Annotated in this window: 16 protein-coding genes; 8 read left to right on the forward strand and 8 right to left on the reverse strand. The window is 71.8% G+C overall.

Going from position 1 to position 13632, the window contains the following annotated elements; all coding sequences use genetic code 11:
• Window positions 1-36: 36 nt before the first annotated feature.
• On the reverse strand, window positions 37-324 hold the full coding sequence (locus tag ABZX61_RS51590; RefSeq protein ID WP_350733675.1) for a DUF1905 domain-containing protein: 288 nt from the start codon (window positions 322-324) through the stop codon (window positions 37-39).
• A 19-nt stretch (window positions 325-343) separates the two neighbouring features.
• Window positions 344-1006, reverse strand: a complete 663-nt coding sequence (locus ABZX61_RS51595) for a rhomboid family intramembrane serine protease (RefSeq protein WP_355206888.1) — start codon at window positions 1004-1006, stop codon at window positions 344-346.
• A 123-nt stretch (window positions 1007-1129) separates the two neighbouring features.
• Between ABZX61_RS51595 and ABZX61_RS51600 the strand changes: the two genes are divergently transcribed.
• Window positions 1130-1660: a DUF4240 domain-containing protein gene (locus ABZX61_RS51600; RefSeq protein WP_355206891.1), complete on the forward strand. Its 531-nt coding sequence runs from the start codon at window positions 1130-1132 to the stop codon at window positions 1658-1660.
• Window positions 1661-1664: 4 nt separating this feature from the next.
• Here ABZX61_RS51600 and ABZX61_RS51605 read toward each other — a convergent pair whose 3' ends face one another.
• Both ABZX61_RS51605 and ABZX61_RS51610 read right to left on the reverse strand, forming a co-directional pair.
• Window positions 1665-2312 (reverse strand): response regulator transcription factor, encoded by a 648-nt coding sequence (locus ABZX61_RS51605; RefSeq protein ID WP_355206893.1) that lies wholly within the window; start codon window positions 2310-2312, stop codon window positions 1665-1667.
• A complete protein-coding gene (locus ABZX61_RS51610) occupies window positions 2297-3538 on the reverse strand; it encodes a histidine kinase (protein WP_355206896.1) in 1242 nt (413 codons plus the stop codon). The genes ABZX61_RS51605 and ABZX61_RS51610 overlap by 16 nt, the downstream gene beginning before the upstream one ends.
• A 189-nt stretch (window positions 3539-3727) precedes the next feature.
• Here ABZX61_RS51610 and ABZX61_RS51615 point away from each other — a divergent pair, with 189 nt between their 5' ends.
• The 7 genes from ABZX61_RS51615 to ABZX61_RS51645 all read left to right on the forward strand — a co-directional run bounded on the left by ABZX61_RS51615 (window position 3728) and on the right by ABZX61_RS51645 (window position 10372).
• Complete coding sequence (locus tag ABZX61_RS51615; protein WP_350733682.1) at window positions 3728-4144, forward strand: hypothetical protein; 417 nt, start codon at window positions 3728-3730, stop codon at window positions 4142-4144.
• Between the two features lie 37 nt (window positions 4145-4181).
• Window positions 4182-4616 (forward strand): signal peptidase I, encoded by a 435-nt coding sequence (lepB, locus tag ABZX61_RS51620; protein ID WP_355206899.1) that lies wholly within the window; start codon window positions 4182-4184, stop codon window positions 4614-4616.
• Between the two features lie 10 nt (window positions 4617-4626).
• Window positions 4627-7527 carry a BTAD domain-containing putative transcriptional regulator gene (locus tag ABZX61_RS51625; RefSeq protein ID WP_355206902.1) on the forward strand — a complete coding sequence of 967 codons (2901 nt, stop codon included), beginning with the start codon at window positions 4627-4629 and terminating at the stop codon, window positions 7525-7527.
• 74 nt (window positions 7528-7601) lie between these two features.
• Window positions 7602-7796 carry a hypothetical protein gene (locus ABZX61_RS51630; RefSeq protein WP_192789616.1) on the forward strand — a complete coding sequence of 65 codons (195 nt, stop codon included), beginning with the start codon at window positions 7602-7604 and terminating at the stop codon, window positions 7794-7796.
• An 88-nt stretch (window positions 7797-7884) separates the two neighbouring features.
• On the forward strand, window positions 7885-8058 hold the full coding sequence (locus ABZX61_RS51635; RefSeq protein ID WP_355206904.1) for a hypothetical protein: 174 nt from the start codon (window positions 7885-7887) through the stop codon (window positions 8056-8058).
• Window positions 8059-8072: 14 nt separating this feature from the next.
• Window positions 8073-8570 carry a hypothetical protein gene (locus ABZX61_RS51640; protein ID WP_355206907.1) on the forward strand — a complete coding sequence of 166 codons (498 nt, stop codon included), beginning with the start codon at window positions 8073-8075 and terminating at the stop codon, window positions 8568-8570.
• Complete coding sequence (locus ABZX61_RS51645; protein WP_355206909.1) at window positions 8567-10372, forward strand: ABC transporter ATP-binding protein; 1806 nt, start codon at window positions 8567-8569, stop codon at window positions 10370-10372. The genes ABZX61_RS51640 and ABZX61_RS51645 overlap by 4 nt, the downstream gene beginning before the upstream one ends.
• Here the strand turns inward: ABZX61_RS51645 and ABZX61_RS51650 are convergent.
• The 4 genes from ABZX61_RS51650 to ABZX61_RS51665 form a co-directional block, all read right to left on the reverse strand.
• Window positions 10345-10833: a S26 family signal peptidase gene (locus ABZX61_RS51650; RefSeq protein WP_355206912.1), complete on the reverse strand. Its 489-nt coding sequence runs from the start codon at window positions 10831-10833 to the stop codon at window positions 10345-10347. The two genes, ABZX61_RS51645 and ABZX61_RS51650, sit on opposite strands and share 28 nt — an antisense overlap.
• Window positions 10830-12671 (reverse strand): ABC transporter ATP-binding protein, encoded by a 1842-nt coding sequence (locus tag ABZX61_RS51655; protein WP_355206915.1) that lies wholly within the window; start codon window positions 12669-12671, stop codon window positions 10830-10832. The genes ABZX61_RS51650 and ABZX61_RS51655 overlap by 4 nt, the downstream gene beginning before the upstream one ends.
• Window positions 12668-13216, reverse strand: coding sequence for a hypothetical protein (locus ABZX61_RS51660; protein ID WP_355206918.1), 549 nt, complete (start codon window positions 13214-13216; stop codon window positions 12668-12670). The genes ABZX61_RS51655 and ABZX61_RS51660 overlap by 4 nt, the downstream gene beginning before the upstream one ends.
• A 63-nt stretch (window positions 13217-13279) precedes the next feature.
• On the reverse strand, window positions 13280-13465 hold the full coding sequence (locus ABZX61_RS51665) for a hypothetical protein (protein ID WP_350733697.1): 186 nt from the start codon (window positions 13463-13465) through the stop codon (window positions 13280-13282).
• Window positions 13466-13632 lie beyond the last annotated feature (167 nt).

Below are 13632 nucleotides of genomic sequence, written 5' to 3' on the forward strand. Positions count from 1 at the left end.
TATTTCGCAATAGTAGCCCGCCGGCGCCCGGATGCGTCAGAGGTCAACGGTCAGGCGAACGGTCACCACGTCCCCCACGTCGAGCCCTTCGGCCTTCCGCACCCCCGCCTTCACCGGCACGATGTAACGCCCGTCCTTCGGGAACAGCGACGTCTTCCACCGGGTCTCCCGTATCTGGGCCGTGACCGGGATCATGCCCCAGCCATAGCTCACCGCGCCGGCGGTCGTCTCCAGATCACGGCACTCCTCGTCCGGAACGGTGATGAAGTGCCAGGGCGCCGGCCCCCTCCAGAACCACATCTCACTGCTGAACTCCACGTTCATCGACCCAGGATAGGAGCTGCTAAAGCCCGAGATCGTCCAGCTCCTTCAGCAGCGCGCTCCGAGGGATCTGCTGCGGTGGGGCGGACGGCGTGCGCCGGGACCGGCCGCGTTCGCGGAATATCCAGCCGCCCGCCAGGCCGCCGGCAAAGCCGAACAGGTGAGCCTGCCAGCCGATCCCCTCCTGGGGCAGCAGGCCGGCGAACTGGTAGGCGAAGCACAGGGCCATGACCACGCCCACCACGATGTCGATGAGATGCCGGTCGAACGCGCCGCGCACCAGGATGTAGCCGAAGTAGCCGAAGACGACACCGCTCGCGCCCGCCCCGGTGGCGTCGGGGCTGGCGGTGAACCAGGCGCCGAGACCGCTGACCAGGATGATGAGCCCTGTCACGCTGAGGAACTTGCGCACACCCCGATAAGCGGACAGGAAGCCGAAGATGAACAACGGCCCCGAGTTCCCCTCGATGTGCGCCCAACTCCAGTGCAGGAATGGCGCCGACACGATGTCGGGCAGGCTCGCGGGGTTCCACGCCTGGATCCCGTACTCGTAACTCAGCGTGTAGCCCGATGCCCAGTTGGCGATCTGGATCGTCCAGATGACGGCCAGCGCTCCGACCATCACCCATAATGCCTTGCGCGCCTCAGCGATCATGATCTCGGCCGTCGGGCCTTTGGCTTCCACGTGATTCCTCCTGAGCGTCCGTGCCTTTTCCGGGAATCAGTATCGGGGCCATCGATCACGAATACGGCAGCAGCCGCCTTGTGCGGTGGACGGCATTGCGGCGCGGCGTTCAGAATGCCGATCATGACGCGTGACGACTTCTGGGCGATCCTCGCGCAATGCCCTCCGCCGGCGGGCCCCGACGACGACTGCGACGCACTTGTCGCAAGGCTCGGCCGATTGTCGCCGCCGGAGATCGTCGCGTTCGACCAGCACCTCACCGACCTCCGCCTCGCAGCGCATCGCCTCGACCTGTGGGGAGCCGCGTACCTCATCAACGGCGGCTGCTCCGACGACGGCTTCGAATACTTCCGCTGCTGGCTGGTCGGCCAGGGACGTCGGACCTATGAGGCCGCACTCGACGATCCGGATTCCCTGGCGGATTGCCAGCCCGCCCGCAGGAGCATCCTCGACGATTCGGACGAGTGCGAATGCGAGAGCTTCATGTACGCCCCCGGTAAGGCTTACGAGCGCGTCACCGGCCAAGAACTCCCTGAGGTCACCGGGGAGTATCCGAGGCTCGGGGAAATGTGGGACTTCGGCGATGTCGAGGAGACACGCCGCCGTTACCCACGACTGTCCGCGCTGCTCGACGAGGCTGACGCGCTCGCCTAAGGCGTCAGGGCTTGTTCAGGTAAGTGAGTACGGCGAGGACGCGGCGGTTGTTGTTGTCGTCATCGGTGATGCCGAGTTTGCCGAACATGGAGGTCGTGTACTTGCTGACAGCGCTCTCGCTGAGAAAGAGCCGCCGGCCGATGGCCTGATTGGACAATCCCTCGGCCATGAGGCCGAGCACGGAGTATTCGCGTTCGGTGAGCTGCCCGAGTCGTCGGTCCGAGGACCCGCTGGACAACAATTTGGCGATGACCGCCGGGTCCATGGCGGTCCCGCCGGCTGCGACGCGTTCGAGGGCGTCGATGAACTGATCGGCGTCGAACACGCTCTCCTTGAGGAAATAGCCGATGCCGCCGGCGCCGTCGGCCAGGAGTTCGCGGGCGTACAACTGCTCGACGTGCTGCGAAAGGATCAGGACCGGCAGCCCCGGCACCTCGCCGCGGGCGGCGAGGGCGGCCCGTAGGCCCTCGTCGGACTGGGTCGGCGGCATGCGGACGTCGACGACGGAGACATCGGCCCGCCACCTCAGCAGCGCGTCGAGCGTCTCGGGCCCGGTGGTCGCCGTCGCCACCACCTCGTGCCCGTACGCCTGGAGCAGGCGGACCATCCCGTCGCGCAGGAGGTAGAGGTCTTCGGCTACAACGATTCGCATGGCACGACCATCCTCACACGCGTCGGACCGCCCGCCGGACTGGTGATCTCCACGGTGCCGTCGAAGACCGCCAGGCGCCGGCGCAGCCCCGCGAGTCCGCCCCCGGCGCTCACACTCGCCCCGCCCCGGCCGTCGTCCTCGACGTCGACGGCGATGCCGGTCTCGTCGCGGGTGATCGAGATCCGCGCCCGGGTCGCGTGGGCGTGCTTGACGGCGTTGGTCAGCAGTTCGGCGACTCCGAAGTACACGGCGGACTCGATCGGCGGGTCCAGGCGCAGCTGAACGCCGGCGCTCACGGCCACGTCGAGCGGGCTGTCCAGGACGAGGGCGCGGACGGCGTCGACGAGCCCGCGCTCGTTCAGCACCGGCGGGCTGATGCCCCTGACCAGCTCGCGGAGTTCGTTCAGGGAGGTGGCGGCGCCCACCCGCGCGTCCCGCAGCAGCGTCCTGGCCTGGTCGGGGTCGGTCTCCATGAGTTTCTCCGCGGTCGCCAGCGCGAGCCCGAGCGCGACCAGGCGTGCCTGCGCTCCGTCGTGCAGGTCCCGCTCGATCCGGCGGATCTCGGCGGCCTGCGCGACCGTGGTGTCCGCGCGCTGGGCCGTCAGCTCATCGACCCGGTCCGCCAGCGTCATCGCGGGCGACGGGCGCAGGAAGCGGACGGCCACAGGTACGACGGGCCGCCAGGCGTACGGGGCGGCGGCGACCGCCACGACCAGGCCGAGCACCCCGACGAGGAGCGACGACCGGCTGAACCCGAGGACCGCCGCCACGGCTCCGGCCGGCGGGACGGCGGCGACCACACCCGCGGTGAGCGGCGCGATCGCCGTGAACCGCAGGTCGCGCCAGAAGCCGGGATCTCTCCACCGGGTCCGCCACTTCTGGTCCATGAGGGCGTCGCGTTTGGTGCGCTCGTAGCTGAAGCCGTTCCACCAATATCCGGTGGACAGCTGCGTCACCGGCGCGGCCTGCCGATCTCCGGCGGGGATGACGGTGCCCGTCCACTTCGCGACGACGGCGCGGACCATCCGGCTCACCGGGCGCGCCAGGGCGAGCGTGCCGATGCACGCCCACACGAACGGCACCGTCCCCGACCACGGGTCTCCGCCCCACCACCAGATCCACAGCGCCACGGCGGCGGCCCACACGGCCGGGACCGGCATGGTGACGGCCACCACCACGCAGGCACGCACGAGCCCCACGCAGGCGCTCGACACCCACTGTCGCATGATTCTTCCTTCTCACTTCACGACCACGGCTTGGTGTCTTCACTGTGCACCGCGCCGGAGCCGCTCCCCGCCGGATCGGCCCTGAAGTGGGTCTGGACCCACCCAACCGTACGTCCAGCCCCATACCGCCCCATCCATGCCCTCCCTAGCGTGATCACCACTCCAGACAACGCAAGGGATGAAACAGACATGGAATCCTTCGGCAAGGTCAAGATCCTCGTCGCCGCCTACGGCGCGCTCAGCGCCGCCGTGCTCGCCACGGTCGCCGTCCTCGCGATCGGCGGTCAGACGGTGACCTCGTTCATGTGGGGCCGGTCGGCGGGGGTGCTCGCGAGCGCCGCGGTGACCTACTGGCTGACGGTCCTCGCCGCACGGGGAGCCCGGTGGGCCTATCTGCGTGTACGCGTCATCTCGATCGTCATGCCGGTCGCGATCGTCGCCGTCGACATGATCCCAGGCATCTGCCCGATGTGGTTCGCCATGATGCAGGCGGTATGTGCCCTCCCCATCGCCGCGGTCGGGTTCGTCGTCAACGGATCCGGCCTGCGCGCCGCCTTCCCAGCGGTTGACAGGGTGCGGAGCCAACGGCGATCCTCAGCCGGATAAAGATCAATATTTCCCTGGGGCGGCGGTGGAAAAGCGGATGAAGCTGATCAGCATGGGATTGCTCGCCGGTGTGCTCGCGGCGGCGGCCGGCGCCTTGGTGGCCCGCCGGCGCTACGTGGTGGTCACCGTCGAGGGGACGAGCATGGCTCCGACCCTGCACGACGGCGACCGGGTGCTGGTCCGGCGGCGCCGGATCGGCCAGGTGGCCAGGGGCGATGTCGTGGTGCTGGAACCTCCGTCCGACCCACGAGTGGGGATGGACGGCACGCGCTGGAACATCAAGCGCGCCGTCGCCCTGCCGGGTGACCCGGTGCCGCCGGACGTGGACGGCGCCGCGGAGCGCGTGCCCGCGGGTGCGCTGGTGGTCTACGGCGACAACCCCCGCAGCGTCGACTCGCGGCAGCGCGGTTTCTTCCCGGCCGATCGCCTGCTCGGGGTAGCGCTGCGCCGGCTGGGCGGGTCTGCCCTGTAGGCGGCGGGACGTGAAGTTCCGGATGCTCGGACCGCTGCGGATCGAGGGCGACGACCCGCCGGCGGGATGGGCGATGATCACGGCTCCCAAACAGCGGACCGTCCTCGCCATGCTGCTCGCCCGGGCGGGCCACGTCGTACCGATCCGGTCACTGGTGGCGGAGGTCTGGGACGACCAGCCGCCCCGTTCCGCGGTGGCGAACCTGCGTACGTACCTCATGCAGTTGCGCAAGCTCATGCCGCCCGCGGCCGACCCGGCCGTGGAGCGGCTGGTGACCTCGGACGCCGGTTACCTGTTGCGGGTCGAGCCCGAGGAGTTCGACCTCTTCCAGTTCGAGGCGCTGACCGCGCACGCCCGCCAGGCGCTGGGCAGGCGCGATCTCAGCACCGCCCTGGACTCCTACACCCGGGCCCTCGCGCTGTGGCAGGGGATGGCGGCCGAGGACGTGCCGCTGGGGCCGACACTGCGGGAGGTGGTCGCGCGGCTCACCGACCACTACCTGAGCGTGGTGGAGGAGCACGCGGACATCCAGCTCGCCCTCGGCAGGCACGCGACGGCGGCCAAGCGGCTGCGCGAGGTGATCGGGCAGTACCCGCTGCGCGAGCGGCTGCACGGCCAGCTCATGGTGGCCCTGTACCAGAGCGGCGACGTGGTGGGCGCGCTGGACGCGTTCGGGGCCGCCCGGAAGGTCCTCGCCGACGAGCTGGGCATCGATCCGGGCCCTGACCTGCGCAGACTGCATCAGCTGATCCTGCGCAGGGACCCGGCCCTGCTGTCGGAGGAGGAGGCCCCCGCCGACGACGGGCGGCCCCGGCCGCGCCAGCTGCCGCGCGCGCCGAGCGTGTTCGTGGGCCGCTCGGCCGAGCTCGCCCGGATCCACGCCGTGCTGGGCGCCGGCGCGGGGCCGCCCGTGCTGGCGCTGCACGGCCCCGGCGGGATCGGCAAGTCGACGCTCGCCATGAAGGCGGCGTACGGCGTGGCCGACCGGTACCCCGACGGCCACCTCTACGCCGACCTCCAGGGATCGACACCGAGCCTGTCGCCGTTGCGCCCCGACGAGGTGCTCGGCCGCTTCCTCCGCGCGCTGGGGGTGCCTCCGGGCGAGGTGCCCGCGGCGCCGGCGGAGGCGGCCGCCCTCTACCAGTCGGTGCTGGCCGACCGGCGCGTCCTGGTCGTCCTCGACAACGCCGTCGGCGCCGCCCAGGTGGCTCCCTTGCTGCCGGCGGGCGGTGGCTGTGCGGCGCTGGTCACCAGCCGGTCGGCCCTGACGACGCTGGACGCCGTACCGATCGCCGTGAACATGTTCGACGAGGAGCAGTCGGTACGGATGCTGGCGCTGCTGGCCGGTCAGGCGCGCGTGGCCGCCGAGAAGGAGGCGGCGGCCGAGATCGCGAGCTGGTGCTGCCACCATCCGCTGGCGCTGCGCATCGCCGGCGCCCGCCTCGCGGGCCGGCCGGACTGGTCGCTCGCGGGCTTCAACGAGCGCCTGAGCAACCAGCGGCGGCGGCTGGACGAGCTGCAGGCGGCCGACCTGCGCGTCCGCTCCTGCTTCGAGGTCGGCTACGCGACCCTGACGAGCGCCGCGAGGACCGTCTTCCGCCTGTTCGGCGTGCTGGAGGTGCCGGAGGTGGGCGCCGAGCTCGTCGCCGCGCTGGCCGACGTCGACCTGAAGACCGCCGAGACCGTGCTCGACGAGCTGGTCGAGGCACGCCTGATCGAGCCGGTCGGCGAGAGCCGGTTCCGCACGCACGACCTGCTGCGGCTCTTCGCGGGGGAGCTGGCCGCCTCCCACGACTCGCCGGAAGACCTGGACCTGGCCGTACGGCGGGCCCTGGACTGGTACCTCGACCTCTGCCACCAGCTGCGCGACCTGCTGCAGTCGCACCTGCGAGCCGGCGGCGGGAGCCGGGAGCGCCGGCGCGATCCGGGCCTGGTGCTGCGTGACCCCGCCGCGGCCGTGCGGTGGCTCGACACGGAGCTGCACTGCCTGGTCGCGGCCGCCGTCCAGGCCGCGCGCGGGGAGCCGGAAACGGCGCGCTTCGCCATCGAGCTGATGACCCTGGTCAAGGCCACGGTGATGAAGGGCGGCTACTGGCGGGAGCTGGAGACCATCGCACGGCTCGCCATCGAGGTGGCGCGGCGCGACGGCGACCGCGGCGCGGAGGCGTCCACGCTCGCGACCCTGGGGCTGCTGGAGTGGCGGGCCGGCCAGGGGGAGTCGGCCGGCGGCCACCTGCGGCGCGCGCTCGAGCTCTGGCGCGACCTGGGCAACCGCGAGGAGGAAGGGATGGCGCTGCACAACCTCGGCTGGCTGCACATGCAGACCGGCGACCTCAACGCGGCCCTCGGCCGCATCAGCGCGAGCCTGCGGCTGCTCAAGACGCACGGGTCCAGGCGCGTCGGGCTGGTCGGCCACAGCCTGGGCGAGCTCCTGCTCCAGCTGGGCAGGGACGCCGAGGCGGTGGACCGTTTCGAACGGTGCCTGACCGTCCGCCGGGCCGATCGCGACCTGAACGGCGAGAGCATCACGCTGGCGGCGCTCGGCCGCGCCTACTGCCTGCTCGACCGGCGGGACGAGGCGCTGGCCGCGATGGACGAGGCGCTGGCCCGCTGCGAGGAGACCGGCAACCGGGAGGACGAGTGGGAGGTGCTGCTCAGCAGGTCCGAGATCCGGCTGCGGCAGGGTGCCCTCGCCGTGGCCGAGCGCGACCTGGTCAGGGCCCTGGAGCTGGCCGCCCAGATCGGCGACGCGTACGGCTACGCCGCCTGCACCCGCCAGCTCGCCAGGGCCAGGACGGCGTCGGGCGACCCGCGCGCCGCGGGGGACGCCCGGCGGGCCGAGGAACTGTTCGCGGATCCGGCGATGCGCCTCAACCCGGTGCTGGAAAGGCTGCTCACCGCCCAGGTGTAGCGCGGCTGTATCGGTCGCTGTATGTCCCCCAAATAGCGTTTCGGCCTGACCGCATCGCTATACAAGGAGCGAACATGACTTCTGTCTTGGGCAAGCTCGGCGACAGGATTCTCGACAGGCTCGTCCCGAAGGCGTCCGCCAAGGCGGCCGCGGAGTGGTACGTGCACTGCTACTGCAGGGAGCGTTCCGACTTCAGGAAGATCTGCACGACCGCCGGCGGCACGACCCGCTGCGGGTCCTGCTACGCCTTCAGGGTCTGCGGCGGCTAGGTAGAACGCGCGGACCGGCGGCGGCCTCCTCCGCCGCCGGTCCCCGGACACGTTCGGCGCGTCCGTCACGCCGCTCGGCCGGCCACACGTGATCCGCAATCTCGTCCTGGCGGCGTCCGGCGCCACCGGGCTCGCCGCATGGGCCGCGTCCGGCGCGGCGGTGGCGCAGCCGGCCGGTGTCGCGCTCGCTCTCGTCGCCGCCGCCGTGGGCGCTCTGCTCGTGGTGCGCCTCGACGACCTGTTGGAGCTGTTCACCGCCTGAAGAGGGGTTGTCCGATGCCTTTCCTGATCGTCGCCGTCGTGCTGGTCGGCCTGCTGTGCCTGCTGGACCTGGTGCTCACCTTGGGCGTGCTGCGCCGGCTGCGCGCGCACACCGCCGAGCTGGAACGCCTCGCGGGGACGTCGACGCTCATGCCGTACGATCCCCGCGTGCTGGTCGGGCGCACGCTGCCGCAGGACGTGGCGGGGCCGCGGCTCGTGGGCTTCTTCGACGTCGGCTGTGACACCTGCCACCAGCGCGCGCCGCAGTTCGCCGTGGAGGCCAAGGGGCAGAGCGCTCTGGCGGTCATCTCCGGCGCCGTCGAGGAGACCGCGGACCTGGTCGAGGTGGTGGGCGGCGTGGCGAGCGTCGTCACGGGCGAGGACGCGCTGCGCATCGTGCAGGCTCTCGACATCCACGCCTTCCCCACGTTCCTGCGGACCGACCAGGACGGCAGGGTCGTGGCCGCGGATACGGAGCTGACCGACCTCGCCGCCATGGCACCGGCGAAGTGACCCGTCGCGCCGCCACCCTGGCGCTGCTGTGCTGGCGGGCCGGGCCGGTGCTGGCGGTGTGCCAGCTGGTCGCCACCGTCCTGGCCGGACTGCTGCCCTCGGCCACCGTGTGGGCGACCAAGACGCTCGTCGACGGGCTGGCGACGGGCCGGCCGGAACGCGTGCTCACCCCGGTCGCGGGCCTCGTCGTGCTGGGGCTGGTCGCCGGGGTGCTGCCGCAGCTGACCGGCTATCTGCGGGGCGAGACGGATCGCCGGCTGGACCTGCTGCTGCAGGATCGCCTGTACACGCGGGTGAACACGTTCCACGGCCTGTCGCGGTTCGAGAATCCGGTGTTTCTCGACGAGCTGCGCATGGCCGCGCAGGCGACGGGCAACGCGATGGGGCCGATCACCTCGGGCCTGTTCGACCTCGGGCGCAACGTCATCGCCCTGACCGGGCTCCTCGTCGCCCTCGCCGTGCTGAGCCCGCTCATGGCGGGCCTGGTGGCGCTCGCGGCGCTGCCCGTCCTCGCGGCGAGGATGTCCCTGGAGAAGCGGCGGATCAAGATGATCGCCGGGCAGTCCGCCGCGGCCCGGCGGCAGATCTTCTACTCCTCCCTGATCACCGACGTCGAGGCCGCCAAGGAGGTCCGGCTCTTCGGGCTCGGCGACTTCCTCAAGCGGCGGGTGCTCGGCGAGCTGGCCGTCCTGCAGTCGGGGGAGCGGCGGCTGGACCGGCGGGAGGCGCTCACGCAGTCGGCGCTCGCGGCGCTCTCCGCCGCGGTCAGCGGCGCCGGGCTGCTCTGGGCGGTGTACTCCGCCCTGGACGGCCGGCTCACCCTCGGCGACGTGACCGCGTTCGCCGCCGCCGTGGCGGGCACGCAGGCCGCGCTGACCGCCACCGTGGACAACGCCGCGAACGCCCGCCAGGCGCTGCTCCTGTTCGCTCACCACGAACGGGTCATGTCGCTGCCCGGCGACCTGCCCACACCCGGCGAACCGGAGCCGCTGCCCGCGCTGCGCCGTGGCATCGAGCTGCACGACGTGTGGTTCCGGTACGACGAGAGCCATCCCTGGGTGCTGCGCGGGGTGGACCTGACGATCCCCCACGGCGCCTCGGTCGCGCTGGTGGGGCTCAACGGGGCCGGCAAGAGCACGCTGATCAAGCTCCTGTGCCGCTTCTACGACCCGTCCCGCGGCGCGATCCTCTGGGACGGCATCGACATCCGCGACGTGCCACCCGCCGAGCTGCGCGCCAGGATGGGCGTGCTCTTCCAGGACTACATGAGCTACGACCTGACCGCGGCGGAGAACATCGGCGTGGGCGAGGTCGAGGCGATGTCCGACCGCGCCAGGCTCCGGACCGCGGCCGAGCTGGCGGGCGCGCACGAAACCGTCCAGGCGCTGCCCCGGGGCTACGACACCATGCTGAGCCGCGTCTTCTTCGGCCCCGAGGACGACGACGACCCGCAGGCGGGCGTGGCGCTCTCCGGGGGCCAGTGGCAGCGCCTGGCCCTGGCCCGCGCGCTGGTGCGCGAGCGCCGCGACCTGCTCATTCTCGACGAGCCCAGCTCAGGCCTGGACGCGCAGGCCGAGTACGAGGTGCACCGCCGGCTGCGCGAGCACCGCGCGGACAACACCAGCCTGCTGGTCTCGCACCGGCTCGGAGCGGTCCGCGACGCCGACCTGATCGTGGTGCTCGGCGACGGCCGGATCGTCGAGCGGGGCACCCACGACGAGCTGATCGCGCTGGGCGGCCGGTACGCCCACCTGTTCGCCACCCAGGCCAGCGGCTACCGCGAGGGCGCCGACATCGGCTGATCGATCTTGCGCAGCACCACGCCGAACAGGCGATCCGCCGTCAGGTAGCCGGACTGCCGGGAGTCGAGCGAGTGGTCCGGATTGTCGCCCAGCACCACCAGGCGTCCGGCCGGCACCCGCGTGCCCGGCTCGGTCCGCAGCGCGGGGACGGTGTCGCGGGGGATCGGGTCACCCGGGACGGCCGCGACGCGCTTGATGATCCAGCCCGGGCCTGCGCCCAGCTGCTGGTGCGGTTCCCGCGGGCGCTCGCCCGGCCGGGCGTGGGCGAAGCCGCTCAGCACGACGACCTGCCCGGGGCGCAGCGATCCCGGCGGCGTCCGCCGTACGAGGACGCGCTCACCCGGCCGGTACGCCGGCAGCATGCTCTCCCCCTGGACGGTCACCACCAGGTATCGCCGGCGCAGCCAGAAAACGGCGAGAACGACGCCGACGGCCGCCAGCACGACGATCGCGCCGGTCACCGCGACAGCTCCACGTCGTCCCGGTAGCCGGTCGCCTGCCGGGCGAACAACTCGGCGTACGTGCCGCCCTCGGCCAGCAGGGCGGCATGCGTGCCCTGCTCCGTGACGACGCCGTCGGTCAGCACCACGATCCGGTCGGCCGTGCGGATCGCGCCGAGCCGATGGGTGATGACCACGCTGGTCCGCCCCGACCTCAGCGTGGCGAGCCGGCCGTGCACCTCGTACTCGGCCTCGGGGTCCAGGCCGGCGCTCGGCTCGTCGAGGATCATCAGGTCCCGGTCGCGGCGCAGGAACGCCCTGGCCAGCGCCAGCCGCTGCCACTGCCCGCCGGAGAGCAGCACTCCGGATTCGGCGTCGTCCTGCTCGTCGTCCGGGTCCTGGGGGAATCCACGGCTCAGCAGCGTGCGGTAGCCGTGCGGCAGGGCCGCGACCACGTCGTGGATCCCGGCGTCCCGCGCCGCCCGCTCGATCCGCGCCGGGTCCTGGGCGGCGGCGAGGTCGCCCACGGCGATGTTGTCGGTCGCCGTCAGCTCGTACGACACGAAGTCCTGGAAGACGGCGCCGATCCGGGCACGCAGCGTCTCCGGCGGCACGTCGCGGATGTCCACGCCGTCCCACAGGACCGCCCCGCGCGTCGGGTCGTAGAAGCGGCACAGCAGCTTCACCAACGTGCTCTTGCCGGCGCCGTTGCGCCCGACCAGCGCGACCGTGCACCCGTTCGGGATGAACAGGTTGACGCCGCGCAGGATCCACGGATGGTCCGGGCTGTAGCGGAACCAGACGTCGCGCAGCTCGATGCCCCGGCGCAGGGGCGGCAGCGACGGGCGAGCGCCCGGCGCCGGCAGATCGGACTCGGCGGTCACGATCGCGACGTGGTGATGAAGGGTCAGCAGGTGCTCGTACGCCATCACGCCGGCCGACACCATGCTGTCCAGCGCCGCCTGCACGCCGGCGACCGCCGCCACGAACATCGCCACGTCGCCGACGCTGAGCCGCCCCTGCCCCGCCGCCAGGATCGCCCAGATCAGGCCCGCTCCGGCCACGATCGCCGAGGCGCCTGACAGACTCGCGTGGATGCGGAGCTCCCGCCGATCCATCCGGCGGCGTTCGGCGTTCGCGGTGCGCAGCTCGGCCAGCATGCGAAGCCGCAAGAAGGCGCCGAGGTCGAACAGGCGGATCTCCTTGGCGGCGTCCGCGGTGGACATCAGGTGCGCGTAGAACCCTTCGCGGCGCTCGGCCGGCCCGATCCGCCACAACATCGTGTTCCGTTGCCGCGACATCCGCAGCTCGATGAGCAGCGCCGGCAGGGCCGACAGCACGACCAGGACGGTGAAGGCGGAGTTGACGAGTGCCAGGGACGCGACGAAGCCGGCGACCGTCACCGCGCTGCGAGCGGTGGTGAGCGCGGTGTCCACCAGCCTGCCGGGGTTGCTCGCGCTCTGCTGGGCCAGCCGCAGCCGGTCAAGGAATGCCGGGCTCTCGAACCTGGCCAGACCGGTGAAGCCGGAGACCGCCGCGAACAGCTCGTCCTTCGCGTGCAGCGCCGTCCTGCGATCCACCTCGGCACGCAGGTAATGTCCCGCGTGCGCCGCCACGGCGGCGGCCGTGGTGACGGCGGCGACGGCCGTCGCCAGGGCGAGCAGCGTGCCGGTCTGCCGTAGCGCCACCCCGTCCAGCACGGCCTTGGTCAGCCAGGCCACGGCGATCGGGGTGGCCGAGCCCACCAGCGTGACCGCCAGGTAGGCAAGGACATGGACGGGCGCCGACCGCCACACCATCGCGGCGGCGCGTGCCGCGCTCCTGGCCAGCCCCCGCGACGTCGGTGCCGGCTCGCTCACGCAGGCGACCCGGCCGGCAGCCGGGAGATCTCGGGCGCCACCGCGAGCAGCCTGCCCCCCGCGGTCACCTGGAGGAACGTCGGGAACGAGTGCACGCCGAACGCGTTGCTCACAGCGCTGTCCACGATCACCTGTGCCACGGGCTTCAGCGCGCTGACCATGTCCGCGGGGTCACCCGATCGGTTGTCGACCACCGCCAGCACCCGCGAGCGGTCCTGGCCTGCGGCCCACGAGGCGAAGCCGGGAAGCTTCTCATGGCAGCCGCGGCAATCGGGCGACAAGAACGCGACGACCGTCCCGTCCGGCAGGAGATCCCGGGTGAGAGGGCTCCCGTCCACCGTCGTCGCCTCAAAATCACCGGCGACGTCGCCGACGGCCGGCCCCCCGCCCGGCCCGGAAGGGCCGCCCATCAGGTCGATGGCTTCATACAGTCCGTCCAGCAGCTTGGTGTGCTCCCGAAGCCGCCGGACCACGCCGAGGGTCAGCACCAGACCCACGAGGGACAAAGCGCCGATGAGGGCCACGACGGCGATCAAATAGGACATGAGACAACCTTCCGTATAAAGGGCCCGGCCGGCCCGCCAGCCGGGCACCCGCTCAACGTGCGGTCACGAGCAGTAGATGTAGCTCTTGCAGCCGCCGCAACTGCGGCTGCCGTTCGGGTAGTAGCAGCAGTACTTCGCGGTGAACGCCGGGAAACTGCAGCACTCATAACCGCAGTCGGTAGCCCTGGCCACGGAGTGCGGCGCGATCAGCTCGAGGAGCCGGTCGGCCATTCTGGTCACGACGCGCATCGAACTTTCCTTTCGGTTGTTCCGGCGGGACGGCGCCCGCCCGTGCGGAAGCGGTACGCCGGACCACGCCGCCGTCCCGCCGCCCGTCGCAGCGTGCGCCAGACGCCTGAGCGATTTCTCAATGAATTCTTAACGGCCTGTTTCGGCAGTCCAGGCGGGCGATCGCC

Origin of the sequence: Nonomuraea sp. NPDC003709, from assembly GCF_040610775.1 — a bacterium.
Taxonomy (GTDB): Bacteria; Actinomycetota; Actinomycetes; order Streptosporangiales; family Streptosporangiaceae; genus Nonomuraea; species Nonomuraea angiospora_A.

What these genes read in the sequence shown, in the direction of transcription:
- ABZX61_RS51640 (WP_355206907.1), top strand. Translation starts at nt 8,073, where the DNA reads ATGCCTTTCCTGATCGTCGCCGTCGTGCTGGTCGGCCTGCTGTGCCTG.
- ABZX61_RS51665 (WP_350733697.1), bottom strand. Translation starts at nt 13,465, where the DNA reads ATGCGCGTCGTGACCAGAATGGCCGACCGGCTCCTCGAGCTGATCGCG.
- ABZX61_RS51600 (WP_355206891.1), top strand. Translation starts at nt 1,130, where the DNA reads ATGACGCGTGACGACTTCTGGGCGATCCTCGCGCAATGCCCTCCGCCG.
- lepB (WP_355206899.1), top strand. Translation starts at nt 4,182, where the DNA reads ATGAAGCTGATCAGCATGGGATTGCTCGCCGGTGTGCTCGCGGCGGCG.
- ABZX61_RS51615 (WP_350733682.1), top strand. Translation starts at nt 3,728, where the DNA reads ATGGAATCCTTCGGCAAGGTCAAGATCCTCGTCGCCGCCTACGGCGCG.
- ABZX61_RS51605 (WP_355206893.1), bottom strand. Translation starts at nt 2,312, where the DNA reads ATGCGAATCGTTGTAGCCGAAGACCTCTACCTCCTGCGCGACGGGATG.
- ABZX61_RS51590 (WP_350733675.1), bottom strand. Translation starts at nt 324, where the DNA reads ATGAACGTGGAGTTCAGCAGTGAGATGTGGTTCTGGAGGGGGCCGGCG.
- ABZX61_RS51610 (WP_355206896.1), bottom strand. Translation starts at nt 3,538, where the DNA reads ATGCGACAGTGGGTGTCGAGCGCCTGCGTGGGGCTCGTGCGTGCCTGC.
- ABZX61_RS51660 (WP_355206918.1), bottom strand. Translation starts at nt 13,216, where the DNA reads ATGTCCTATTTGATCGCCGTCGTGGCCCTCATCGGCGCTTTGTCCCTC.
- ABZX61_RS51630 (WP_192789616.1), top strand. Translation starts at nt 7,602, where the DNA reads ATGACTTCTGTCTTGGGCAAGCTCGGCGACAGGATTCTCGACAGGCTC.